Here is a 24,779-nt window from a genome sequence, read left to right as displayed (position 1 = left end):
TTCGCTACTCCGTTTATCTTCGACCACATTAAAAACAATCAGTAAAAAAATGATTTTAAACTCAATAAAATCATCATCATTTGATATAGTTACTTACATTATTATTTTATTCAATTTCATCAATAAGAGAACTTCATGGCAACGGCAAAAAAAAGCACCGAAAGTAAAAAGTCTAACATCGGTTTTGAAGAATCACTTTGGGATGCGGCTAACAAACTGCGTGGTAGCGTTGAATCAGCAGAATACAAACACATAGTATTAAGTCTTATTTTCCTTAAATTTATCAGCGATAAGTTTGAAGCGCGTAAAAATGCCATTACTACTGAACATGGTGCTGAATACATTGATATGGTTGAGTTTTACACCATGGATAATGTGTTTTATTTACCTGAAGATGCCCGTTGGTCATTTATTCAAAGCAATGCAAAGCAAGATGATATTGCTGTCAAAATTGATACTGCGTTACATGCCGTTGAAAAAAATAACAAAGCGTTAGCTGGTGCATTACCCGATAACTACTTTTCTCGCTTAGGGTTAGAATCAAGCAAGCTGTCTGCGCTCGTTGATACCATTAATAATATCGACACCATTGCGAATGATGGCACAAGCGAAAATCAAGAAAGTGCCAGTCGTAGTCAAGAAGATATAGTCGGACGCGTTTATGAATACTTCTTAGGTAAATTTGCGGCATCTGAAGGTAAAGGCGGTGGTGAGTTCTACACGCCAAAATCTATTGTTACCTTGATTGCCGATATGATTGAACCGTTCCAAGGTAAAATTTACGACCCATGTTGTGGCTCGGGCGGTATGTTTGTGCAATCGCTTAAATTTGTGAATAGCCATAACGGTAACCAAAAAAATATTGCCATTTATGGTCAGGAATACACCAACACGACTTACAAACTGGCAAAAATGAATTTAGCCGTACGCGGTATTTCAGGCAATTTAGGTGATGTCGCTGGCGATAGCTTTTTTAAAGATCAACACCCCGATTTAAAAGCCGATTACATTATGGCTAATCCGCCGTTCAACCAAAAACAATGGCGTGCAGATAACGAATTAGTAGACGATGTGCGTTGGGAAGGTTATCCAACACCGCCAACAGGCAATGCTAACTATGCGTGGATCATGCATATCATTTCCAAACTCAGCGAACATGGTACCGCAGGTTTTGTATTAGCTAATGGCTCAATGAGTTCAAATACTAGCGGTGAAGGGGATATTCGCCAGAAAATTATCGAAAACGATCTAGTAGATTGTATGATCGCCTTACCGGGGCAACTGTTTTACACCACACAAATTCCCGTGTGTTTATGGTTTATCAGTAAAGACAAAAAGGGCAACGACGAGAAAGGCTTATTAAAACGTCGTGATCGCCAAGGTGAAACGCTATTTATTGATGCGCGTGAAATGGGCTCGATGGTTAACCGTACCTTAAAAGAACTCACTAACGACGATATTGCGAAAATCACCGAGACTTATCATATTTGGCGCGGTGAAGAGTTAGAAACAAGCAACGCATACCAAGACATCGCAGGTTACTGTAAATCAGCCACCTTAGCGGATATGAAAGCCAACGATTATGTGTTAACACCTGGTCGTTATGTTGGCGCAGCCGAACTTATTGACGATGGTATTCCCTTTGAAACTAAAATGACCGAACTCAGCCAAACCCTTTATAGCCAAATGAACCAAGCGACGGAGCTAGACAAAGCAATCCGTAAAAACTTGGAGGCATTGGGTTATGGCAAATGAAACAGCACCTCATGAAATAAGCACGCAAGTCATGCTTAACGACATTAAACAAATAATTGAACAAGCTAGAACGCAAGTTAAACAAACAGTTAACAGCGCGATGGTCATTGCCTATTGGCAAATTGGTCACTTAATTGTTGAGGACGAACAACAGGGTAAAAACCGCGCTCAATACGGTAAAGCACAATTAAAAATGTTGTCTAGCCAGCTCACTCAAGAATTTGGTAAAGGGTTTGATATTACTAACTTACGTAATATGCGCCGTTTTTACCTCGCGTTTGAAAAACGAGAGACACTGTCTCTCGAATTAAGTTGGTCGCATTATAATGTGCTCGCTCGAATAGATAACATCAATGCACGCCTATGGTATATGCAAGAAGCAGCACAACAACATTGGAGTGTGAGAGCATTAGAGCGCCAAATAGGTACGCTTTATTATGAACGACTAATCTCAAGTAAAGACAAAGCGCCAGTCGAAAATGAGGCCGCCATCAACACCCAAGCCTTAACAGAAACGGCGCAAGATTATTTACGTGATCCGTATATTTTAGATTTTTTAAACTTGCAAGATAAAAGCTATCAAGAAAATGAACTAGAGCAGGGCATTATTAACAACCTACAACAATTTCTGCTCGAATTAGGCAAAGGGTTTGCGTTTGTTGAACGCCAAAAACGTATTCGATTTGACGATGAAGACTTTTACATTGACCTTGTTTTTTACAATTTTAAACTCAAATGTTTTTTACTCATTGACTTAAAAATTGGCAAACTAAAACACCAAGACATCGGGCAGATGGATACCTACATTCGCCTTTACGATGATCAATACATCAGTGAAGACGACAACCCCACCATTGGCTTAGTCCTGTGCAGTGAAAAAAGCGAAGCAGTCGTTAAATACTCCATACTCAGCGAACAAAAACAACTCTTTGCCGCCAAATATTTAGCGCATCTGCCCACCGAAGAAGAATTACGCATAGAGCTTCAAAAAGAGCGCGCACAAGTACAAGCACAAATAGCGCAACAGCTCAGTAGTGCGAGTAAGGAAAATGATGAATAAGTTTGATAGAAAAGCCTTAAGCAAAACAATGAGCCAAGCTGAAGAGCTAGATAAAGCGATCCGTAACAACTTGGAGGCGTTGGGTTATGGAGAATAAGTATCCAATATTGCCTTTGGTTGATTTAGTTACAATTCACGATACAAAAAGAAAGCCTATTACGAAATCAAAACGAATCTCTGGCGTATATCCTTATTATGGAGCTTCTGGTATTACTGATTATGTAGAAAGTTATGTTTTTGATGGATTGTTCGTTTTACTAGCAGAGGACGGGGATAACTTAAGAACAAGAAATACACCAATTGCATTTACCGCAAAAGGAAAGTTTTGGGTTAATAACCATGCGCATGTTTTAAAAGGAGTAGATGATCTAGATACTCAATACATTTGTTATGCACTTCAGCATGCAGAAATTGATAGTTATATATCGGGATCTACAAGACCTAAAATTACTCAAGGTGATTTGAAAAAAATACCTGTTATAGCTCCACCTTTAAAAATCAGACATCAAATTGCTAAATTGGTTAACGATTTTGACCAAAAAATCGAACTCAACCAAAAAACCAACCAAACGCTTGAAAAAATGGCGCAGACATTATTTAAAAGCTGGTTTGTTGATTTTGATCCTGTGTTTGATAACGCGTTAGCTAAAGCTGGCTTTAATCTAGACAATCTACCGAATGAATGGCCTGAAACATTGCTGCAACGTGCAAAATTACGCCTGCAAGTATTGCAACAAAACCCAACATTACAAGCTCAACTAACACAAAATTTATCGGTTACATCAAATCAACAATCACAAGCGCAAACATCACAAACAAAAAATACACACCAGCACTTCCCAAGTGAATTTGAATTAACCGACGATCCATCCATCGGCATCAACGGCTGGATTCCTAAAGGGTGGGATGTTGCGGCGTTAGGAGATAAAATTGCTGTTAAAAGAGGTGGCTCACCTCGACCAATAAAAGACTTCATTGATACGAAAGGCTTACCCTGGACAAAAATTAGTGATGCTACGGCTAGTCAATCACGTTTTATTAAGAAAACGAAAGAATTTATAAAACCAGAAGGTCTATCAAAAACCACTTTATTAAAAAAAGGGGCATTAATTTTATCCAATAGTGCAACTCCTGGTCTACCTAAGTTTTTAGATACCGATGCTTGTATACACGATGGTTGGTTACATTTTCCAACTAAAGAAATTTTTTCAGATTTATATTTGTATCAATTGTTTTTGGTTGTAAGGAAAGAGTTAGTTCAACAAGGTAATGGTAGTGTGTTTACTAATTTAAAAACTGATATTCTAAAAAATCATAACTTAATTGTACCAAATAAAGATATTTTGGTTAATTTTGAATCGTTCATTATACCTATTCACAATCAAATACATGCTATTTCAGAAAATATAGCAATTTTAACCAAACTCCGCGACACGCTTCTTCCCAAACTCATCTCAGGCGAATTACAAATCCCTGATGGGTTGGAAACAGCAGAAAATTCAATAACTGCTTTAGGCTCCAACAATGAATAAAAATTTAAAAACATGGTTTAATCAAAAAAGCGCGAGTGAACTCACCGATATTGTTATGCAATATGTAGAACAGTCAACCAATGAAAAAACGAAATGGGAGTTAGCCATGATGAATGAACAAGGAAGCATAACTCCTGCTCAAATTAGCAAGCTAATAACCAAGGCTTTACCCGCTAAAAAAATCTGGGAATGGAATAAAGTCAGTGCTTATTTTCATGGTGCCGATGCCTTGTTTGACGACATATTTATTGCCATTGACAAGTTAGCCGTTGAGAAACAATGGCTACTTATTTTAAAAGCGTTTGAGCGTTTAAATAAAGTGTTAGAAACCATTGATGATTCCGGTGGCTTTCGTTTTGGCATTGAAGAGCAACTTAAAGACCGACTTACCTCATTATTTAATCAACTAAGTTGGTCTGATGAGAAAAAAGCCCAGTGGATCATGCAACATTTTACTGAGTATAAATACGACGTTTTCCCAGCGGTACCTGAAGATTTTAACTTGTCAGACAGCGTTAATGCATTATTTATGTCGGCGTGTCATGCCCAAATTGAAAAACTAAATCCATCAACGATAGATTTAAGTGATCATAATAAAAAGTGGGAAGTTAAACGTTTAACACAACCGCTTATTGAACAGGCTGAACGCGTAGGTGATTGGCAAAGGCAATGTGATTTGATGGCTAAAAGCGCATGGCGTAATACTGACTTTTTAGATATTGGTAAAATATGTTTAGACAATGGCGATGAACTGAAAGCCGAATTTTATCTTAAAAAAGCATACCAACAAGCAACCACTCCTTATGAAAAAATTGAATGTCAGCGCTTTGAGGTTAGTCTTCGCATTGCATCATCAAGCTTTAAACAGGCATGGGAGCTAAGCTGGCAAATGTTTATTGAACAGCCAAGTTTTAATCGGTTTGAAGCGCTTGAAAAATTACAGCAACAAATAGGCGTGATGGACTCCAATTTTATGGAAAAAGTCGAAAAAATATTCATAGGTTGTGGTGTAAAAATTAGCGAACAACAAACTAGGCAAAATGTAGCGAGGAATAGTGATGCGTTGTTAGCGCTTTATATTCACCAAAATGAGTTAGAAAAAGCCCGGAAATGGGCGTTAGAACATATGGCTGATCCCTATAATTTACTTCAGTTAGCTGATTTATTAGTAGTTAAACATGCTCAAGATGCCGTTGATTTATATTATCGAGTGGTTGTTCCTCTCATTAATCAAGCCAATAATACCGCCTATCAAGAAGCGGCAGACCGCTTACTGACATTAGAAAAAAGCTTTAATGAGCATAATATTGATGGTGGCATTTTATATTCAATGATCGATAAAATAATTCAAAAACAGAAAGCAAAACGAAATTTGATGAAATTGTTTAAAACGTATTTTCCATCTTGTTTTGACTGATGGTATTTACGCTACACTTAGAGATTAATGTATAACTAACTCAACTAACACCATTAACAATAGAGACTAAAACATTATGCTGACTTGTTATAGTACACAAAAATTACTGAGCAAATTATCGATTGAAGAAAATGGTTTATTGCCAGAGGGTAATAAATTATTGGAAGGTATGGATTTTATACTTGAAGATAATCCTTTATCACATTGGCATGGCAATTTATTCATCATTGGCCGTAGGCAATGTGTGTTGATGGTACATAGTGTAACGCGGTTTCCTGTGTTGTTAGTTGGGTTAACCAAAAAAGACTTTGCAACATTTGATTATTTATTCGGTGATGCATTGATGAATACTTTACTCAAAGTGGGAGCCGATGAGGAACAAATGCAAGCGGCAGAATGCTTACTTGCCCCATTGAGTTTTATTGCGACAAGCAATGACAAGGTGAATAGCAGCTCAGTAAAAGGTACATCAAATCAAATGAAAAATGATCTTGAGCACATGCTGGTACATGAAAATATTGATGTGATGAATATTTCAACATATAGAACTGCCGCATGGTTAGCAGAGCGTCCATGCTCCGTCAAGTGCAAAGACGAAGGCGCTGCAAAAAGTAAAAAAGAGTTAATTTGGCCGATAAAATCAATGTTATCACTGCTTGATGGTGTTGATGTTGAAGATGATTATCTAGATGAAGATGATTATCTAGATTAGTTGCGTAGTTAGGTTATTCATAGGTTGTAAAATGACTAGGTAGCATAAATGGATAAGGGTATTAAATGAAATTCACTGAAGCCAAGTTAGAACAAGCAATTATTGAATTGTTAGGTGAGCAAGGTTATCCGCATCTAAACGGTGCGGAGCTTTCATTACCTGCTAATGGATCGCGCCATAATTCGGAAGTCTTGATTAAAGCGGATTTACGTGAATTTCTACGCCAACGCTATCTGCATGCTGATATTACCGATAATGAAATCGAAACTATTATTCGTCGATTAGAGGCTTTGTCGGCGAGCGACTTGTATGAAAGTAATAAAACCTTTTGTAGCTGGCTCAGTGATGGCTTCCTTTTAAAGCGAGAAGCGTCGAGTAAAGCAGGTAGTGCTTCGCAAAAAGATTTGTATATTCAACTGCTTGATTACGACAATGTTGAAGCCGTGGTAAAGCAAGCGTTGTTATCTTCTGCGTCTAACGTGACTTTAAAAGCGCAACAAGAAAACTTGCCATTAAAAGCAGCCGAAGTGGTTCCTCCTTATACAGCGATTCATTCTCCATCTTCTTTGCCATCGTCAATAGCTGATGATTCATTAACGTCAGACAGTAATATTTATCGCTTTGTTAATCAGCTTGAAATTGAAGGTAATTTACCGCATAACCAAGGTGAAAAACGTATTCCCGATGGCATCTTGTATATTAATGGTTTGCCATTAGTGGTGTTTGAATTTAAAAGTGCGATTCGTGAAAATGCGCCCATTTTTGAAGCTTATGAACAATTGACAGTGCGTTATCGTCGCGATATTCCACAGCTGTTTGTGTTTAATACGCTATGTATTATCAGTGATGGTGTTAATAATAAAATGGGGAATTTATTTTCACCTTACCAATTCTTTTATGCATGGCGCAAAGTCACTGGGCAAGAGTTAGTTGCGGAAGAAGGCATTAATTCTTTGCACACTATGTTGCAAGGCTTGTTTGAGAAAGCAAGGTTACGCGATGTGATGCGTCACTTTATTTACTTTCCTGATACGGGCAATACCGAAGTTAAAGTGGTGCCACGTTACCCACAATATTATGCCGCTAAAAAACTGTATGAAAATATTAAGTTACATCAAAAATTACCTGCTGGTGTGTTGCCATTAAAAGAAGCTGACAACTTAAGAGATGGTAAAGGTGGAACTTATTTTGGTGCAACGGGTTGTGGTAAGAGTTTTACCATGCAGTTTTTATCACGCTTATTAATGAAAAGCGTCGCTTTTAATAGCCCTACGATTGTATTAATTACTGACCGTACTGACTTAGATGATCAATTATCGCAGCAGTTTGGTAATGCTAAAAAATATATTGGTGACGATAAAATTGAAACGGTGACCAGTCGAGCGCATTTGCGATCGCTTTTGAAAGCGCGTAAAAGCGGTGGTTTATTTTTAACGACTATCCATAAGTTTACGGAAGATACGCAGCTGCTAACGGATCGCTGTAATGTGATTTGTATTTCCGATGAAGCGCATCGAAGCCAAGTGAATCTTGATCAAAAAATATTGGTGGATCAAACTAATCACACGGTGAAGAAAACCTATGGCTTTGCAAAATATCTGCATGACTCTTTACCGAACGCAACTTATGTTGGTTTTACTGGTACACCTGTTGATGCCACATTAAGTGTGTTTGGTGAAATTGTTGATTCTTATACCATGACGGAATCGGTAAAAGACGAAATTACAGTGCGTATTGTGTATGAAGGCCGCGCGGCTAGAGTTTGTTTAAATAATGCCAAGCTGAAAGAGATTGAAAAGTACTACGAAGAATGTGCAGACGCAGGCAGTAATGAGTTACAAATAGAAGAGAGTAAAAAAGCCACGGCGAATATGAACTCGATTCTAGGCGATCCTGACCGTATTAATGTATTAGCTAAAGACTTTGTAGAGCATTATGAGAACCGTGTTGATGAAGGCTCTACGGTCGCAGGCAAAGCGATGTTTGTGTGTAGTTCTCGTCAAATCGCTTATCAAGTTTATCAAGCATTAGAAGTATTGCGTCCTACTTGGTTTGAAAAAGTTGATACCGACAATACATCAGCATTAACCGACGTTGAACGAGAGCGCGCGATTAATGAAGGGCGCATTGCTGCACCTTCTGAGCGTGTGAAGATGGTAATGACGCGCGGGAAAGATGATGAAGAACGCTTGTATTATTTACTCGGTAGTAAAGATCAACGTAAAGTGCTCGATAAACAATTCAAAAATAAAAACTCTAACTTCAAAATCGCCATTGTAGTGGATATGTGGTTAACGGGCTTTGATGTGCCATTTTTAGATACTATGTATATCGATAAACCTGTTCAAAAACATACTTTGATTCAAACCATTTCGCGTGTAAATCGCCAATTTGAAGGTAAAGATAAAGGCTTAGTGGTTGATTATATCGGCATTAAAACTGAGATGAACAAAGCCTTAGCGCAATTTTCTAAGGGTGATGAAACAAACTTTGAAGATGTGGAAGCGTCAATTATTGAAGTTAAAAATCATCTTCAGTTATTAAAAGAGTTTTTCCATCATTTTGATTATTCAGCTTATTTTACAGGCCAAGCCGTCGCACAATTAAATACGCTTAACTATGCTGCTGAGTTTGTGTTAGCCAGTGAGAAACGTAAAAAACGTTTTATGGACTTAGTTAAACGCTTAAAAGCCGCTTATGACGTGTGTTGTGGTAGTGAAAAAATAAGTGAAGAGCAGCGTAATCATCTACACTTTTACTTAGCGATTCGCTCGATTGTGTTTAAGTTAACAAAAGGTGATGCGCCTGATACTGCGCAAATGAATGCCAAAGTCCGCGATATGATCGCTGAAGCATTACAAAGTGATGGTGTTGAAGAGATCTTTAAATTAGGCAATGAAGAGGGCGGTGAGATTGATATTTTCAATGAAGATTACATCGCTAAAATTGAAAAGATAAAGCTACCTAATACTAAAATTAGCATATTACAAAAACTACTCGCTAAAGCGATTGGTGAGTTGAAAAAGGTAAACAACGTTCAAGGCATCAATTTTACTAAACGATTTGAAGCGTTAGTTGAACGTTATAACGAACGCAGTGAAGAAGATATATTAGTGAGTGATGTGTTAGAAGATTTCTCAGAAGAGATGGTTGACCTTATTTATAACGTGCGTGACGAGATGAACGCCGGTGATGAGTTAGGCATTGATATCGAAGAAAAAGCTTTCTATGACGCGCTAAAAACCTTAGCAGTGAGATATGACTTTAATTACCCTGACGAAAAACTAATAGAGTTAGCCAAAGCAGTAAAAGTGATTGTAGACGATCAAGCGCAATTCCCTGATTGGAACAATCGTGAAGATATTAAATCGACCTTAAGAGTTGAGCTTATTTTAGTGTTAGCTAAATATGGTTATCCACCAATTAGCCGTGATGAAGTGTATAAAGAGATCTTTGAACAAGCTGAAGCAGTTAAGGCTGCGAGAGCATAATTATTAATCTAGTCAGGAGTAATAAATGGGTTTTTTAAAGTCAATATTTAGGTTCTTAAAAATTTGTAATAAAGCCTCTAAAGAAGTGTCTAAAGAGATAGAAAAAGGTCTAGATGATTTTTCTGACTATATTGAACAATGCAAAATCTAACAAGCAATCAACCATGAAAAAGAAATCAATAGACTTAAAGATAAGATGAAAAAAAATGTCGAAAAATACAACCGAGAAAATAATACTAATTTTAAAGATCACGACGAATTAAGTGCGCACTTAAAAGCTTTATGTGATGAAAAGATTCGGTTAATGGATCAATTTATAGATCGTGCTTTCTGAATACATTTTTAAAAACTCTACAAATAAACCTCCTAACTAAATATTACTCAGTATATTCCTATCACTGTGTTTTCTAAAATACAATATTTAGCATGAAGGCGAGTCAAAGTCGGATGAATCCGACGTCCCAAAACTAGATTAGTGCTAATGGCGTGATATGAACTACGAGACGTGGCCTTTAAGCCACCTTTTTTTGGTGAGTCTAGATAAGCTCAATACCAGTTAATGATTAAGCCATGATGTTATATGTTTTTAGAGCTTATTTAATTGTGGTGTTGTAACGTTTTGCTTATTCAGATCTGAGGCTAATTTAGTCAAATCAAGATACTCATAAATCATATTTCACACAAACATCTTGAATATGTAAAAAATCATATATACACTATTTTGTATGTTTTTGGTCGAGGTTTTCCATGGCAAGTTCAAATAAAAAAAAGGTGCTGTTTCTTTCTACTGGTAATTCAGTGCGTTCACAAATTGCGGAAGTGTTGTTAAAAAATAAAGCGGGTGAATTGTATGATGCTTTTAGTGCAGGAACGCAGCCTGATAGGGTTGACGAACGCACTCTTGATGTATTAAAAAAGTTTGGCTTAGCAACTGAGACTTTAAGTGCTAAAAATGTCAGCAGCTTTGAAGGTGAAGTGTTTGATTACGTTATTACCTTATGCGACACCACTCATGATGTATGTAGAAGTTACCCAAATGCCATTAAACAATTTTCATGGGATTTACCCGATGCTAAAGAGCGCGGTGGAAATGATCCCTTTACTGTGACTTTCAATGAGATCAACAATCGCTTATCCATGTTTCTGTTAATTGAAGAAACAAAGAACTCATCAACTAATAAAACTGATCGTATTTCGACCGAAATTAATAATGAACAAAGCAATGCTGTTGAACCTCTCTCTTTTTATAAAACACTGACCGATGAAATTCGATTAAAAACACTGATGTTGTCTCATTATCACGGCGAACTTTGTGTTTGTGAATTAATGACGGCGATGGATGAAGACAGCCAACCTAAAGTTTCTCGTAATTTAGCCGTGCTTAAAAAAGCGAAAGTGATTGTAGATAGAAAGCATGGACAGTGGGTGTTTTATCGCATTAACCCTGAACTTCCTTTGTGGGCAAAATCTGTCATTGCTCAAACCACAGAAAACAATATTCCAATGATCACTGATGAGCTTCAACGATTAGCCAAGATGAAAAATAGACCGGATCGATCAAGCTTTTGTAAATAATTATTTGAAGGAATTTAGCATGGGTATTTTTGAACGTTTTTTATCGATATGGGTTGCGTTGAGCATTGTGCTTGGTGTGATTCTTGGCTCATGGCAACCTGAAGCTTTTCAAGCCATTGCTAATTTAGAAATTGCACACGTTAATATTGTGGTTGCTGTGTTTATTTGGGTAATGATTTACCCAATGATGGTGCAAATTGATTTTTCTGCCATTAAGGATGTGGGGAAAACCCCGAAAGGTTTGATACTAACAGTGGTCGTTAATTGGTTGATTAAACCTTTTACTATGGCGGGGCTAGGCTGGTTATTTTTTAATTATTTGTTTATTGATTTTGTGGATCCCACTTCTGCGCAAGAATATATAGCAGGTATGATTTTATTAGGTGTAGCGCCTTGTACTGCCATGGTGTTTGTTTGGTCGCAGTTAACCAAAGGCGATGCAAATTATACGTTAGTCCAAGTTTCCGTTAATGATGTGATCATGATTTTTGCTTTTGCCCCTATCTCTGCATTTTTATTGGGTGTGAGTGATATTCAAGTCCCTTGGGAAACCTTAATTATCTCCGTTGTACTTTATGTGTTGTTGCCTTTAATTGCGGGGGTAATCACTCGAAAAGTTTTAAATCATGGTCATGAAGAAGGGGCGTTAGTGCATCTTTTATCGCGATTAAAACCTTGGTCTGTGATCGGTTTATTAGCGACTGTGGTTTTATTGTTTGGATTTCAAGCGAAGACTATTTTATCTGAGCCTGAAACCATCGGCTTGATTGCTATCCCGTTGATGATCCAAACCTACGGTATTTTTATTATTGCCTACTTAGCGGCTAAGTGGATGAAGCTGCCTCATAATATTGCAGGCCCAGCCTGTTTAATTGGAACCTCTAACTTTTTTGAGCTCGCTGTTGCCGTTGCCATTTCACTGTTTGGTTTGCATTCTGGTGCAGCGCTCGCCACGGTTGTGGGCGTGTTGGTTGAAGTGCCTGTTATGTTGTCTTTAGTTTATATTATTAACCGGTCACAAAACTGGTTTGGAGGACGTCATGTTTGAGATATTTACTGATTTTGCGACTTGGTTGGTGGTTGATGTTTTTGGTTTATCCAAAGCGACAAAGCTAGGCGATGCACTGCAATTTTTTATTGAAGATACGACTAAAATATTTTTCTTATTATTGGTGATGATTTACGTTATTGCTTTGATAAGAGCTTCAATGAATGTTGAACGGGTACGTGATTATTTAGCTGGAAAGCATAAAGGTGTTGGCTATGTATTAGGTTCAAGTTTTGGTGCGATCACGCCATTTTGTTCCTGCTCTAGTATTCCTGTGTTTTTGGGGTTTACGTCAGCAGGTATTCCCGTTGGTATTACCATGTCATTTCTTATTACTTCTCCGCTTATTAATGAAGTAGCTGTGTTGCTGTTGCTTGGTTTATTAGGTTGGAAATTTACGCTGCTTTATATTGTGGTGGGAATGTTTGTTGGGATATTAGGTGGGGCATTTCTTGATGCGATTAAAGCGGAGCGTTGGTTGCAGTCTTTTGCGGCTAAAGCATTAGAACGTGGACAAAAAATATCATCAACATCGGAATCTAATCAGGTTGAGGCTTTGTCATTTAAAGATCGCCATGCTTTTGCTAAGAGCGAAATGTTAGAGATTTTTGGACGCGTGTGGAAATGGGTGATTATCGGCGTTGGATTAGGTGCGGCGTTACATGGTTTTGTGCCTGATGGTTGGATACAAACGCATTTAGGCGATGGTCAGTGGTGGTCTGTTCCTGCCGCAGTATTGTTAGGGATCCCTTTATATTCGAACGCAACAGGTGTGATCCCTGTGATGGAAAGTCTAATAAAACAAGGACTTCCTATCGGGACGACACTTGCTTTTTGTATGAGCACAGTCGCAGCCAGTTTTCCTGAATTTATTTTATTAAAACAAGTGATGCAATGGCGTTTGTTAGCAGTATTTTTTGTATTGTTATTAGTTGCGTTCACATTCATTGGCTGGATATTTAATTTTCTAGCTCCCTTTATGATAACGGGTATATAACTCTAAGGAATTTAAAATGAAAATTATTAAAGTGTTAGGTAGTGGTTGTGCTAAATGTACAAAAACAGCAGAAGTTGTTAGCGAGATTGCTAAAGCATTAAACATTGAAGTGGATATTAGCAAAGAAACCGATCCTGAAGTGATTATGTCTTATGGTGTTATGCGAACACCTGCGGTAGTGGTTGATGAAAATCTGGTTCACAGTGGATCTATTCCAAATCGTCAAGATATTGAAAAGTGGTTAAGTTAATTTTAAGTAATAGTTAGTTTCTAAAAGTTCTAAAGGCAAAGAAAATTAAAGTTACACTGTTTACTCTATTTGACTAAGCGTTTAAAAAATAAGGATTAATTATGACTACCATGACCACTCGTTGCCCACATTGCCAATCGATGAACCGTTTACCTACGGAACGTATTACTGAAGCACCAACTTGTGGGCGATGTAAAAAAAGTCTGCTGGAAGGTGCTCCGATTGAAGGTACTAGTGCTAATTTACAAGCGTTGATAAATGGTGATAAACCTGTTGTTGTGGATTTTTGGGCGCCGTGGTGTGGGCCTTGTACGAGCTTCGCACCTACGTTTTCAGAGGTTGCTGCACAGGAAAGCTCTGCTCGTTTTGTAAAAATTGATACGGAAGCGCAACAGCAGCTCGGCGCCCAATATCAAATCCGTAGTATTCCAACCTTAATGGTGTTTAAAAACGGTAAAATGGTGGATACATTAAATGGTGCTTTACCAAAATCGCAATTCCAAGCTTGGTTAAAACAGGCACTTTTGAAATAAAATAAAGTGAAACAGATACACGAGACTTTTTTACCGAAGTCTCATTATTCACTTTTTAAGTGATAAATTAGTCCGTAGTTACTTCAACATTAATGTTTATTCATTTTATTCCTAAACTATTCCTATACTATTCACATTGTTATCATCATATTTTCATCAAGTCCTGCTTATTTGATTTGCGTCAGGCTTTACTATTTTCGTTTAGAGTATAAACTCTAATTGTGTTGTGGGAATTGGTTATTTATTATGTTGAAAATATTAAATCGGTCTTTGTTATTGGCTCCATTATTGTTGGGAACTTTTTCTCTTTATGCTCAACCTATTAATTTTGAGCAAGCATGGAGTATTGTTAAAGCTAAAAATAATTCCATTGCTGCTCAGCGTGCCAATGTTGATCATTATCAGAAGTTAGAAGAAGCGTCTCAGTCTTTAAATTATCCAGCGGTTACGCTTGGTGCAAATTACACTCGTTTAGATGACGATGTCACTATTTCTGGTGAACAATTACTTGGTAGTGAGGCTGTAGATGCTTTATCTGGCTTTGGTCTTGATATAGGTAATTCAACTGTTTCTGAAAAAGATATTTTAAACTCATCAATTACTGCGTTATGGGCGATTTACACTGGAGGAAAAATCACAGCGGCACATAATTTCGCAGCAGCAAAAAGTGAAGAGGCTGATGCTAAATTAGCCATGGAAACACAATCTCGTTACGAAGATTTAAGTCGTTTTTATTACACAGTTGTATTGGCTCAGTCAGTACTTGATACTCGCCGAGCGGTTGAACAAGGTTTAACTAAACATAGAGACTTTTCAGTTAAGCTAGAGCAACAAGGACAAATCCCTAAAGTTGAACGTTTACAAGCTGATGCTTCTTTAGCTAAAGCCGTTGTTGAACGTAAAAAAGCAGAAATGGATCTTGAAATTGCAAGATCAGCATTAACTGAAATTTTAAATCAAAAGGTGGAAGTTATCCCTGAAAGTGATTTGTTTATTAACTCTTCACTGCCTCCTTTGTCTGCTTTTACCGAGCAAACCTTAGTGTCTTATCCTGGATTGGGGGTATTAACTGCAAAGCAAAATCAAGCTAAAAGCGCAATTAAAGCTGAACAAAGCAAGTATCTTCCGCAAGTTTTTTTATATGGTAATTATACGCTCTATGAAGACGACACCTTAACCAGTGAAATTACTCCTGATTGGTTTGTTGGTGTTGGTGTGAGTATCGCATTATTTGATAACAGTGGCCGTTCAGAAAAAGTGCAAGCAGCGCAAAGTTCTGTACTTCAAGTCCGCTATTTATATCAGCAAGCGATTCAAGATTTAACGGTATTGGTTAAAAAAACGTATTTTGAAGCACAGCAAGCTATTGAAGAAGCCCAAGGTTTAGAGGCAAGTTTGGCGCTTGCTGATGAAAATTTAAAGCTACGTGCAAAAGCATTTAATCAAGGGCTTTCAACTTCAGTTGATGTGGTGGATGCTGAAATGTTTCTGGCTAATATTAAGATCCAACAACAAGTAGCTAAATTTAATTATGTGATTGCATTAAATAAATTACTCTCATTAAGTAGTCAGATGTCGACTTTTAACCAGTATGAAACAACTGCTATTTAATGCTTGAAGCACAAGGAACCCAATATGAAGTCTGTTAAACCGTTTTTAATTTCTTTGATTGTACTCGTTATCGTTAGTTTTATTGGCTATCGCTTTTACCTTGCTTACTTACCGCAACCAGTTCGCTTGCAAGGACAAATAGAAGCACAGCAATACACCATATCTTCAAAGATTGCAGGACGTATCGACCAAGTGTTGGTGAAAAAAGGAGATCTTATTAAAAAAGGAGACCCTATTTTCACTATTCTTAGCCCTGAAATTGAAGCAAAACTTGAGCAGGCGATTGCTAATAAAGATGCAGCGAGTGCGATGGCGCTTCAAAGTCAGTCTGGTACGCGTGTACAAGAAATTAATGCCGCGAGAGATCAATGGAAAAAAGCACAAGCGGCTACAGAATTAATGGAGAAAACATTCCAGCGAGTAGAAAGCCTTTATAAAGATGGTGTGGTTGCGGAACAAAAACGAGATGAAGCATTAACCCAATGGGAAGCCTCTAAATATACTGAAAGTGCGGCACTGCAAATGTACAAAATGGCTGAAGAAGGGGCTCGTAGTGAAACAAAGATAGCAGCTGCTGAAAAAGTTAAAATGGCTGAAGGCGCTGTTGCGGAAGTTAGAGCCTATGCGCAGGATACAAAAATAACAAGCTGGTTTAATGGTGAAGTGTCACAGGTATTATTAAATAGTGGAGAACTAGCACCACAAGGCTTCCCTGTGGTCACTGTGGTTGATATGCAAGATGTGTGGGCTGTATTTAATGTTCGAGAGGATTTATTAAGTCAATTTAACAAAGGACGACACTTTAAAGCTTACCTGCCTGCTCTTAACAAAAGTATTGAGTTTGAAGTGACCCATGTTGCCGTGATGGGAGATTTTGCAACGTGGCGAACCACGGATGCTTCACAGGGCTTTGATTTAAGAACTTTTGAAGTAGAAGCGAGACCTGTTAATTCTACTAGTGAATTTCGTGTTGGTATGAGTGTCACTGTTGAGTTGTAGCGCATGAATAAAACGATGGTTTCTCAATGGAAAATATTACGTCAAGATAAGTGGTTATTGTCGAGTCTGACTTGGCTGCCCATTGTGTTAGCGTTGTCTATTTGGTGGATCTTTTCTCAGGGCATTGCCAGAGATTTACCGATTGCTGTGGTTGATTTTCAGCACAGTAGTTTATCAAGAAAGTTAATTAATAATATTGATGCGACTTCGGCGTTACAAGTTACCCATGCTTACGGAGATGTTTTGTCAGCAAAAAATGCATTGGTTGGCAATGAAATATACGCTTACGTTATTATTCCAAAGCATTTTGATCGTGATATTTATCTTAATACTCCACCACAAGTTAGCGTTTTTTATAATAGTCAGTTTATTCTAGTCGGTAAGGTGATTAATAGCGCGATTTTGCAAGCTGCTGGCACTTTTAATGTACAAGTAAGCGCCATTAAACAACTCACAAAAGGCAATGCTACGTTAAAAAGTGCTGTCTCTAAATCGGTTACTATCCAAAGCCAAATTACGCCTTTGTTTAATAAAAACAGTGATTACAGTCAGTTCCTTGTGTCTGCCATTGTGCCTGCGCTTTGGCAAATTTCCATTGTGGTTTCTTGTGTTTTACTTTTAGCGGCTAATCATCGACTTTATGGCGCTCATTCTTTACTTTTAAAGCAACCTTTAGCGAAGTTAGTGAAAATCATTGCTTTCTATATACCATTTTTTATTGCTCAAGGGGGGGCCTTTCTATATTGCTTTTATGTGGTGCTGCAGTGGCCAATGAATGGCAATTTTTTAATCTTATTATTTATTCAGCTTGTGACTATCATCGCTTGTGTGATCATGGGCTGTTTCTTTTATTTTTTAACCTTAGATGCGGCTCGTTCAATGAGTTTAGCGGGGGCTTTTACGGCTCCAAGTTTTGCGTTTATGGGAGTTACATTTCCAACATCTGACATGGGGACTGCGGCACAAGTATGGCGTAGTTTATTACCTATTAGCCATTACATTGAAGCACAAATAGATCAAGTCAGTTATGGATTAAGTGCTTGGCAAACTATTGCTTCATTTATGCCAACCATGTTGTGGTATGGGTTGCCACTAGGCTTAATTTTATTATTAATTAAAAAGCATCGTCGTCAATTACAACCAGAATTAGGTACAGATAATGAATCTCTTTAATTTATTTAAACTAGAGCTTAAAGCAATATTCAGTAATTCTGCGATTATATTGACTGTGTTTGGTGGCGTTGTGTTTTATTCTTTTTTGTATCCTTTACCTTATGCTACACAAACGCCAAGAGAGCAAAAAGTGACTGTTGTAAATTTAGATAATAGTCTATTGAGTTATCAACTTGAGCGGATGGCAGATGCGACACCTGAAATTAATGTAGTTAGCCGCACCCATTCTATTGAATCCGCAAAGCAAGAAGTCATGCAGGGCAATGCAAGTGGGATATTAGTGATACCAAATGATTTTTACCGAGATTTATTGTTGGGAAAAAGCCCGACATTATCTTACGCTGGTGATGCTTCTTATTTTTTGGTTTACGGCACTATTGTTAAAGGATTAGCCAGTGTAGGAGGAACGGTGGCCGCTAAAGTAAAAGTGTCTCAACTTGTGATTGAAGGGGAAGCGTTGGCATTAGCTCAAACACAGTTTGTACAAACTAGTATTAATATGAAACCTACTTTTAATCCGACCAATGGATATATTAATTATGTGGTTCCAGCAGTATTTGTGTTGATACTGCAACAAACGTTAGTGATGGGCATTGGTTTATTAGGTGGAACTGAGAAATCTAGTTCAGGTTATTGGAGTCAGACGTCAACGTTTAAATTGTTAAGTGTCCGTTGTTTTATTTTTGTTAGCATTTATTACCTGCTTGCGCTTTATTATTTTGGTTTTAGTTTTGATTTTTATGGAATTAATTTACTTGCCTCTTCCTTTGACTTGCTATTTTTATTATTCCCTTTTTTATTAACGAGTTGTTTCATTGGTATTGTTTTAGGCGCTGTATTACCCAGACGTGAATTAGTGACTTTAGTGGTGTTAATTAGTTCGATGCCACTTATTTTTAGTGCTGGATTTATATGGCCGCTGCAAAGTATCCCGCAGCCTATTATCTGGTTAAGCAACTTATTTCCTAGTACGCCAGCGATGCAAGCTTTTTTGAGTGTCAATCAAATGGGGGCTTCTTTATCGCAAGTCATGCAACAGTCTAAATTACTTTGGTTACAAAGTTTAGGGTGGGGCGCTGTTGCATATTTTACTTATTCTCATGTTCAAGGTAGAGTTCGCGCTTCTTAGAAGAGGAAAGTAAAATGAAAACCCGAGATAAAATTGCATCAACAGCATTGCTTCTTTTTAACCAAAAGGGTGAAAGAAACATAACCACTAATCATATTGCTGCTGAGTTAGGCATTAGCCCCGGTAATCTTTATTATCATTTTAAAAACAAACAAGAAATTATTGGTGAGATATTTGAAACTTATTCTGTCGAGCTAATTGATAGTTTTGCGCCAGTTGATTTGCAAGAAGATATATTAGTGCAATTGAAACGTTATTTAGATAATGTTTTTACCCTGATGTGGAAGTATCGTTTTTTCTATGCAAACTTACCTCAGATATTACAGCAAGATCAAAAACTACATGAGAATTATCTTAATTTACAACAAAAGTCTAAAGTAAATCTTCATCGTATATTTAATACCTTCATTGAGCTTAATATCCTTGATATTGAACAACAAGAAATAGAGCCGTTAGTCAGCACATTACAATTGATCATGTTTAGTTGGTTGAGTTATCAGTTATCTATGTCATTAAACTCAGCTGTAACCGAAAAAATTGTGTACCAAGGTGTATTACAAATGGTTGCTGTTATTAGACCTTATACAACAGATTTAGGTGACGAACAGTTAAATATTTTAGTTTCTAGTATTGAAGCTTTAGACTAAAAGTCTTTTTTTGATGTTTCTCTGATGCCCGAGAATAAAGGGCTCAAATGATTTTTGAATGTTAACCTTAGCCAGAATGTTTATTATTTAAACATTCTGGCTAATTAATCCCCCATGACTTCAAACTTATTCTTAAATTAGATCGCTAAATTGAGATCTAGTTAAGACTTCCTAATAATCAATGTTATTTGTCGTACATAATTAATGTAATCTAACGGTGTGAGGATTAAGGATAATCACCACCTAGATTTAATAGCTGTGATTTATCGATATCAATATCAATATGAACAAGGCTTTATGTTGGGGTTGACTATCTTTCTTTGATCCACGTTATAAATCAATAAACTAAACAAATAGGGATTCTAATGAAACATGGAAAATTAGGTTTATTTTTAAGTTCATCTATCGCACTTGCGTTAGCTGGCTGTGCAGGAGTAAGTAGTGGCCCAACGCCTTTACCTGTTTCTGTTGTTGCTAGCTCTGATGATGGTAATGGTCCAGAGCGTACGTTAGATGGCGATCTAAAAACTCGCTGGTCTGCAAGTGGCGATGGTGCTTGGGCTACATTTGATTATGGTCAAAAAGTTAAATTTGATGCTGTAAAAATTGCTTTCCATAAGGGTGATGCTCGCTCAACTAAATTCGATATCGAAGTCAGTGAAGATGGACAAACTTGGACTAAAGTCCTTAGCGATATGAAAAGTAGCGGTCAATCAATTGAACTTGAACGTTTTGACTTCCCTCAAGAAATCACTGCACAATACATTAAATATGTCGGCCATGGTAATACTTCTAATGCATGGACGAGTGTCACTGAATTTATAGGTATTAACTGTAATGTTGATGCCTGCTCTAAAATCCAAAAACCATTAGTGCCAGTCGCTATCACATCTAGTGAGCACGATGGTAATGGTCCCGACCGTCTAATTGATGGCGATCTTAAAAGCCGTTGGTCTGCAAGTGGCGATGGTTCATGGGCTGTATTAGATTACGGTAAAGTAGCTGAATTTGATGCAGTGCGTGCCGCTTTCCATAAGGGTAACGCACGTGGCAGTATCTTCGATATTGAAGTGAGTACTGATGGCCAAAATTGGACTAAAGTGATTACGAATCAAACAAGTTCTGGTGCGGTACTAACGCATGAGCTTTTCAAATTCCCTGCTGTTAAAGCACAATATGTTAAATATTTAGGTCATGGTAATACTTCAAGCGCATGGAACAGTGTGACTGAACTTGCAGCTTTAAATTGTGCGGTTAATAGCTGTCCAATTGAAGAAATTTACACTCCTGAAAGAATTGCGATTGTAAAAGCAGAAGCTGTTAAAGCGAAAATGGAAAAAAATGACGGTCCTGCGTCTAAATTGAGTGACTGGAAATTAACTATTCCTGTGACTAACCAAAGCTTTTACGGTAAAGCACCTGTTGGTTCTGAATTAACAACTGCTGCTGAAATCATGCCTGCAAAATGTAGTGTTGACGGTTCGTCTCTTGATGAGAAAACTAAAAATCCTTACTTCTTTGCTGATAAAAAAGGCTGGCATTTCCGTACTCCTCTAGTTGGTGGTCCAACAACGCCAAACACTAGCTACATTCGTAGTGAATTACGTGAATTAGCAAATGGTTGGAAGCCTTGTGATGAAACATCTTTAGCAAACTGGTCTTACGGCGGTACTCATACTTTAGCTTCTACGTTAACGTTAAATGAATTCCCTGCTGCACCATTGAAAAAAGATGGTGTATCACCAACAGATCCTAAAGTTGTTTTAGGTCAGATTCATGCACACGATGTTAATGCTGCAACAGTGAAATTATTGTGGGAAGGTGTTAATAAACCAATTCGTGTCATTTTAAACAAAACAGTGACTAAAAGTTCTTTCTCAGTAAAACTGGGTAAAATTGCAGATCCTAGCAAACCTTGGACTTACATCATTAAAATGACTGATGATGGTATTGAACTTGCGGCAGGTGGCGTTAAGAAGAAGCTTTACTTCGGTAAAGAACTTGATAATGCTTGGAAGAAAGAAACATTCTACTTCAAAGCGGGTTTATACCCACAAGTTTACACAAAATCTGGTGGTGCATTTGATGCTACTTTCTCTAAGATCAGCCTAAAACATACGGCTCGCCTTGGTGATTTTGGTACGCGTGTTCCATTGAAATGTGACTCTGCTGTATCTGATTGTAGTAAAGCAGTTTGGTGGGATGTTCCATTAAAATCGCCTACTATCCCTGCTAAACCATTACCAGGTAACAAACCATCTGAAAACTTTGATTTAACAACTTGGTACTTATCACAACCATTTGATCATGATGCTGATGGCAAACCTGATAATGTTGATGAGTGGTTCTTAGCACAAGGTTATGAGCATCCTGAGCATTTCTTTACTGCTAAAGATGGCGGCCTAACGTTTAAGTCTTTCATCAAAGGTGTTCGTACGTCTAAAAATACTAAGTACGTTCGTACTGAGTTACGTGAAATGCTTCGTCGTGGTGATCAATCAATCCCACTTCAAGGTGTGACTAAAAACAACTGGGTATTTAGCTCTGCTCCAATTGAAGATCAAAAAGCAGCAGGTGCAATTGATGGTGTGTTAGAAGCAACACTTAAAATTGACCACACAACAACTACTGGTGAAGCTAACCAAGTAGGTCGTTTCATTATTGGTCAAATACATGACAAAAATGATGAACCGATTCGTTTGTACTACCGCAAGCTACCAAACCGCGACACAGGTACTGTTTACTTTGCACATGAAAACAGCGCTAAAGGTACTGATATTTGGTATGAATTAGCGGGTGGTTTCTCAGGTCAAACTGATGATGGTATCGCTTTAGGTGAAGTCTTTAGTTACCGTATTGAAGTAGTGGGTAACACTATGACAGTAACGTTAATGCGTGAAGGCAAACCTGATTCTGTACAAGTTGTAGATATGAGTGAAAGTGGTTATGACGCTGGTGAAGGTCGTTACATGTACTTTAAAGCAGGTGTATACAATCAGAATAACTCTGGTGACCCTGAAGATTATGTACAAGCTACATTCTACAAAATCAAAACATCACATAGTCAATACAAAGAATAGTATTCGCTTAGTTTGATAATGACTTAATGTCAGAATATGAAAGCCAGCTTCTTGCTGGCTTTTTTTTTTAAACACTTTAATTTATATCTATTGTTTTTACTTTGGTTTCTTTTTGTTGCTGCTATTGTTACATTCCCTTTTCTGATTCTTAATCTCTTTTTTATGGAAATTTATTATGTCCAAAGGCAAGTTTGTTAGTGGTAGCATTTTTCAACATATCGTTGTGATGTCTTCAACTAATGCTATTGGTTTAACTGCTTTGTTTTTAGTCGACCTTGCCGACCTGTTTTTTATTAGCCTATTAGGAGAAGTCGAGCTGGCTGCTGCCGTGGGTTATGCAGGAACCATCGCTTTTTTTACAACCTCAATCAGTATCGGTTTATCAATCTCCATGACGGCTCTGGTTTCTAAAGCAATTGGGCAGCAAAACAAACAAAAAGCACGTCGATTAGTGATTAATATTTTAGTCACCGGTTTTTTAATTAGCTCGTTTCTGGCTGGGTTAACTTGGTATTATGCGCCTGAATTAGTTCATCTCATTGGCGCAGAGGGGGTAACCCATGACCTTGCTGTCGAATATTTACGTATTCTTTTACCTTCTTTACCTATTTTATGTATTGCAATGAGTGCAGGTGCTGCATTACGCGCAGTAGGTGACGCAAAACTAGCGATGTATTCAACATTAGCTGGAGGTGGTGTTAATGCTTTATTAGATCCGCTGTTTATTTTTGCTTTTGGCTTAGGATTACACGGCGCAGCTATTGCTTCGGTTATTGCTCGTTTTGCGGTAGCAGGTGTTGCTTTATATGGTGTTGTTCGTATTCATCAGTTAATGGGGAAATTTAATTATCAAGCTTGGTTAGCGGATCAAAAGGAAGTCTTTAATGTTGCTTTACCTGCAATGAGTACCAATATCGCGACTCCTATTGGTAACGCTTATGTCACGGCAATGATTGCTGGTTTTGGTGATGGTTATGTCGCTGGCTGGGCTGTTATTGGGCGATTGATTCCCGTTGCTTTTGGGATGATTTTTGCTGTCTCGGGGGCTGTGGGGCCGATTATTGGTCAAAATTACGGGGCTTTAATGTTTGATAGGGTGCGTTTATCCAGTAAACGAGCGGTTCAATTCTCCTTAGTCTATGTTTCAGTATTAGCTTTTTTTCTTTATTTATTACAAGCACATATCGTTTCAGCGTTTGGTTTACAAGGAGATGCTGCAAACATGGTGTACTTTTTCTGTACCTGGTTATCTGCTGTCTTTATTTTTAATGCTTTGTTATTTATTGCCAATGCTACATTTAATAATTTAGGTTACCCGAAAACATCAACTGTGATGAATATTGGTAAAGCGACTATTGGTACAATCCCATTAGTCTATTTCGGTGGACAATGGTTTGGCGCATTGGGAATTGTTACAGGGCAAGCGATCGGTTCGGTTGTTTTTGGGTTAGTGGCTTACCTGTGGTCGCAAAAAATACTGAAAACATTAGGCAATAATGAATTAAAACACGAAAGCGTTCATGATGAAGATGAAACAAGTTTAACGTCAGCTTTACCATTAACTCCATTTTGCTCTAGTCGTATTTATATGTGTGCCGATAGCGAAGAAAGCATGCTAGAAGAGCAATCAAGTGTTCACACTACTCGTAATGATAATGATGCAGGTAAAAACTAGGATTAATTACATTACTTAACCTCAGTTCTGGATAATGGAATCGTAAATTTTTTTAATATCAAAACGTTAAAAACTTATACAATACAGTGCTGTTA

General features: G+C 37.6%; 18 protein-coding genes. All 18 read left to right on the top strand.

From position 1 onward, the window contains the following. The first annotated feature begins 135 nt into the window (after positions 1–135). The gene (locus E2R67_RS07140) at positions 136–1,755 is read left to right on the top strand and encodes a type I restriction-modification system subunit M (RefSeq protein ID WP_134290241.1); all 1,620 of its coding nucleotides are present in this window, start codon (positions 136–138) and stop codon (positions 1,753–1,755) included. Next, on the top strand, positions 1,745–2,815 hold the full coding sequence (locus E2R67_RS07135) for a PDDEXK nuclease domain-containing protein (RefSeq protein WP_134290240.1): 1,071 nt from the start codon (positions 1,745–1,747) through the stop codon (positions 2,813–2,815). The genes E2R67_RS07140 and E2R67_RS07135 overlap by 11 nt, the downstream gene beginning before the upstream one ends. A gap of 86 nt (positions 2,816–2,901) precedes the next feature. After that, positions 2,902–4,347, top strand: a complete 1,446-nt coding sequence (locus E2R67_RS07130) for a restriction endonuclease subunit S (protein ID WP_134290239.1) — start codon at positions 2,902–2,904, stop codon at positions 4,345–4,347. After that, entirely contained in the window at positions 4,340–5,764 is a 1,425-nt protein-coding gene (locus E2R67_RS07125) for a hypothetical protein (protein ID WP_134290238.1), read from the top strand. The genes E2R67_RS07130 and E2R67_RS07125 overlap by 8 nt, the downstream gene beginning before the upstream one ends. 76 nt (positions 5,765–5,840) lie before the next feature. Then, on the top strand, positions 5,841–6,476 hold the full coding sequence (locus E2R67_RS07120; protein ID WP_208379485.1) for a DUF6933 domain-containing protein: 636 nt from the start codon (positions 5,841–5,843) through the stop codon (positions 6,474–6,476). 65 nt (positions 6,477–6,541) lie between these two features. Next, positions 6,542–9,967 carry a type I restriction endonuclease subunit R gene (locus E2R67_RS07115; RefSeq protein ID WP_134290237.1) on the top strand — a complete coding sequence of 1,142 codons (3,426 nt, stop codon included), beginning with the start codon at positions 6,542–6,544 and terminating at the stop codon, positions 9,965–9,967. A gap of 747 nt (positions 9,968–10,714) precedes the next feature. Beyond that, on the top strand, positions 10,715–11,542 hold the full coding sequence (locus tag E2R67_RS07110; RefSeq protein ID WP_134290236.1) for a metalloregulator ArsR/SmtB family transcription factor: 828 nt from the start codon (positions 10,715–10,717) through the stop codon (positions 11,540–11,542). A gap of 19 nt (positions 11,543–11,561) precedes the next feature. Then, the gene (gene arsB, locus E2R67_RS07105; protein WP_134290235.1) at positions 11,562–12,590 is read left to right on the top strand and encodes an ACR3 family arsenite efflux transporter; all 1,029 of its coding nucleotides are present in this window, start codon (positions 11,562–11,564) and stop codon (positions 12,588–12,590) included. Continuing rightward, entirely contained in the window at positions 12,583–13,587 is a 1,005-nt protein-coding gene (locus tag E2R67_RS07100) for a permease (RefSeq protein WP_134290234.1), read from the top strand. The genes arsB and E2R67_RS07100 overlap by 8 nt, the downstream gene beginning before the upstream one ends. 16 nt (positions 13,588–13,603) lie before the next feature. Next, positions 13,604–13,837: a thioredoxin family protein gene (locus E2R67_RS07095; protein ID WP_134290233.1), complete on the top strand. Its 234-nt coding sequence runs from the start codon at positions 13,604–13,606 to the stop codon at positions 13,835–13,837. 101 nt (positions 13,838–13,938) lie between these two features. Beyond that, positions 13,939–14,370: a thioredoxin TrxC gene (trxC, locus tag E2R67_RS07090; RefSeq protein ID WP_134290232.1), complete on the top strand. Its 432-nt coding sequence runs from the start codon at positions 13,939–13,941 to the stop codon at positions 14,368–14,370. Between the two features lie 246 nt (positions 14,371–14,616). Beyond that, on the top strand, positions 14,617–15,981 hold the full coding sequence (locus tag E2R67_RS07085; RefSeq protein WP_134290231.1) for a TolC family protein: 1,365 nt from the start codon (positions 14,617–14,619) through the stop codon (positions 15,979–15,981). A gap of 24 nt (positions 15,982–16,005) precedes the next feature. Next, on the top strand, positions 16,006–16,980 hold the full coding sequence (locus E2R67_RS07080) for an HlyD family secretion protein (protein ID WP_134290230.1): 975 nt from the start codon (positions 16,006–16,008) through the stop codon (positions 16,978–16,980). A 3-nt stretch (positions 16,981–16,983) separates the two neighbouring features. Next, positions 16,984–18,153 (top strand): ABC transporter permease, encoded by a 1,170-nt coding sequence (locus E2R67_RS07075; RefSeq protein WP_134290229.1) that lies wholly within the window; start codon positions 16,984–16,986, stop codon positions 18,151–18,153. Continuing rightward, positions 18,140–19,282 (top strand): ABC transporter permease, encoded by a 1,143-nt coding sequence (locus E2R67_RS07070; RefSeq protein ID WP_134290228.1) that lies wholly within the window; start codon positions 18,140–18,142, stop codon positions 19,280–19,282. Before E2R67_RS07075 ends, E2R67_RS07070 begins: the two co-directional genes overlap by 14 nt. A gap of 14 nt (positions 19,283–19,296) precedes the next feature. After that, positions 19,297–19,929, top strand: coding sequence for a TetR/AcrR family transcriptional regulator (locus E2R67_RS07065; protein WP_134290227.1), 633 nt, complete (start codon positions 19,297–19,299; stop codon positions 19,927–19,929). Between the two features lie 365 nt (positions 19,930–20,294). After that, positions 20,295–23,009 (top strand): polysaccharide lyase family 7 protein, encoded by a 2,715-nt coding sequence (locus E2R67_RS16855; RefSeq protein WP_166739336.1) that lies wholly within the window; start codon positions 20,295–20,297, stop codon positions 23,007–23,009. A 175-nt stretch (positions 23,010–23,184) separates the two neighbouring features. Then, the gene (locus E2R67_RS07050) at positions 23,185–24,684 is read left to right on the top strand and encodes an MATE family efflux transporter (RefSeq protein WP_134290226.1); all 1,500 of its coding nucleotides are present in this window, start codon (positions 23,185–23,187) and stop codon (positions 24,682–24,684) included. The last annotated feature ends 95 nt before the right edge of the window (positions 24,685–24,779 follow it).

It is taken from the genome of Psychromonas algicola, assembly GCF_004378355.1.
Taxonomy (GTDB): Bacteria; Pseudomonadota; Gammaproteobacteria; order Enterobacterales; family Psychromonadaceae; genus Psychromonas.
Note: the sequence above shows the minus strand (reverse complement) of the source record. Positions and strands in the feature narration are given on the sequence as shown.

Coding starts and splice junctions, on each gene's coding strand:
- E2R67_RS07140 (WP_134290241.1), top strand. CDS start 136: ATGGCAACGGCAAAAAAAAGCACCGAAAGTAAAAAGTCTAACATCGGT.
- E2R67_RS07135 (WP_134290240.1), top strand. CDS start 1,745: ATGGCAAATGAAACAGCACCTCATGAAATAAGCACGCAAGTCATGCTT.
- E2R67_RS07130 (WP_134290239.1), top strand. CDS start 2,902: ATGGAGAATAAGTATCCAATATTGCCTTTGGTTGATTTAGTTACAATT.
- E2R67_RS07125 (WP_134290238.1), top strand. CDS start 4,340: ATGAATAAAAATTTAAAAACATGGTTTAATCAAAAAAGCGCGAGTGAA.
- E2R67_RS07120 (WP_208379485.1), top strand. CDS start 5,841: ATGCTGACTTGTTATAGTACACAAAAATTACTGAGCAAATTATCGATT.
- E2R67_RS07115 (WP_134290237.1), top strand. CDS start 6,542: ATGAAATTCACTGAAGCCAAGTTAGAACAAGCAATTATTGAATTGTTA.
- E2R67_RS07110 (WP_134290236.1), top strand. CDS start 10,715: ATGGCAAGTTCAAATAAAAAAAAGGTGCTGTTTCTTTCTACTGGTAAT.
- arsB (WP_134290235.1), top strand. CDS start 11,562: ATGGGTATTTTTGAACGTTTTTTATCGATATGGGTTGCGTTGAGCATT.
- E2R67_RS07100 (WP_134290234.1), top strand. CDS start 12,583: ATGTTTGAGATATTTACTGATTTTGCGACTTGGTTGGTGGTTGATGTT.
- E2R67_RS07095 (WP_134290233.1), top strand. CDS start 13,604: ATGAAAATTATTAAAGTGTTAGGTAGTGGTTGTGCTAAATGTACAAAA.
- trxC (WP_134290232.1), top strand. CDS start 13,939: ATGACTACCATGACCACTCGTTGCCCACATTGCCAATCGATGAACCGT.
- E2R67_RS07085 (WP_134290231.1), top strand. CDS start 14,617: ATGTTGAAAATATTAAATCGGTCTTTGTTATTGGCTCCATTATTGTTG.
- E2R67_RS07080 (WP_134290230.1), top strand. CDS start 16,006: ATGAAGTCTGTTAAACCGTTTTTAATTTCTTTGATTGTACTCGTTATC.
- E2R67_RS07075 (WP_134290229.1), top strand. CDS start 16,984: ATGAATAAAACGATGGTTTCTCAATGGAAAATATTACGTCAAGATAAG.
- E2R67_RS07070 (WP_134290228.1), top strand. CDS start 18,140: ATGAATCTCTTTAATTTATTTAAACTAGAGCTTAAAGCAATATTCAGT.
- E2R67_RS07065 (WP_134290227.1), top strand. CDS start 19,297: ATGAAAACCCGAGATAAAATTGCATCAACAGCATTGCTTCTTTTTAAC.
- E2R67_RS16855 (WP_166739336.1), top strand. CDS start 20,295: ATGAAACATGGAAAATTAGGTTTATTTTTAAGTTCATCTATCGCACTT.
- E2R67_RS07050 (WP_134290226.1), top strand. CDS start 23,185: ATGTCCAAAGGCAAGTTTGTTAGTGGTAGCATTTTTCAACATATCGTT.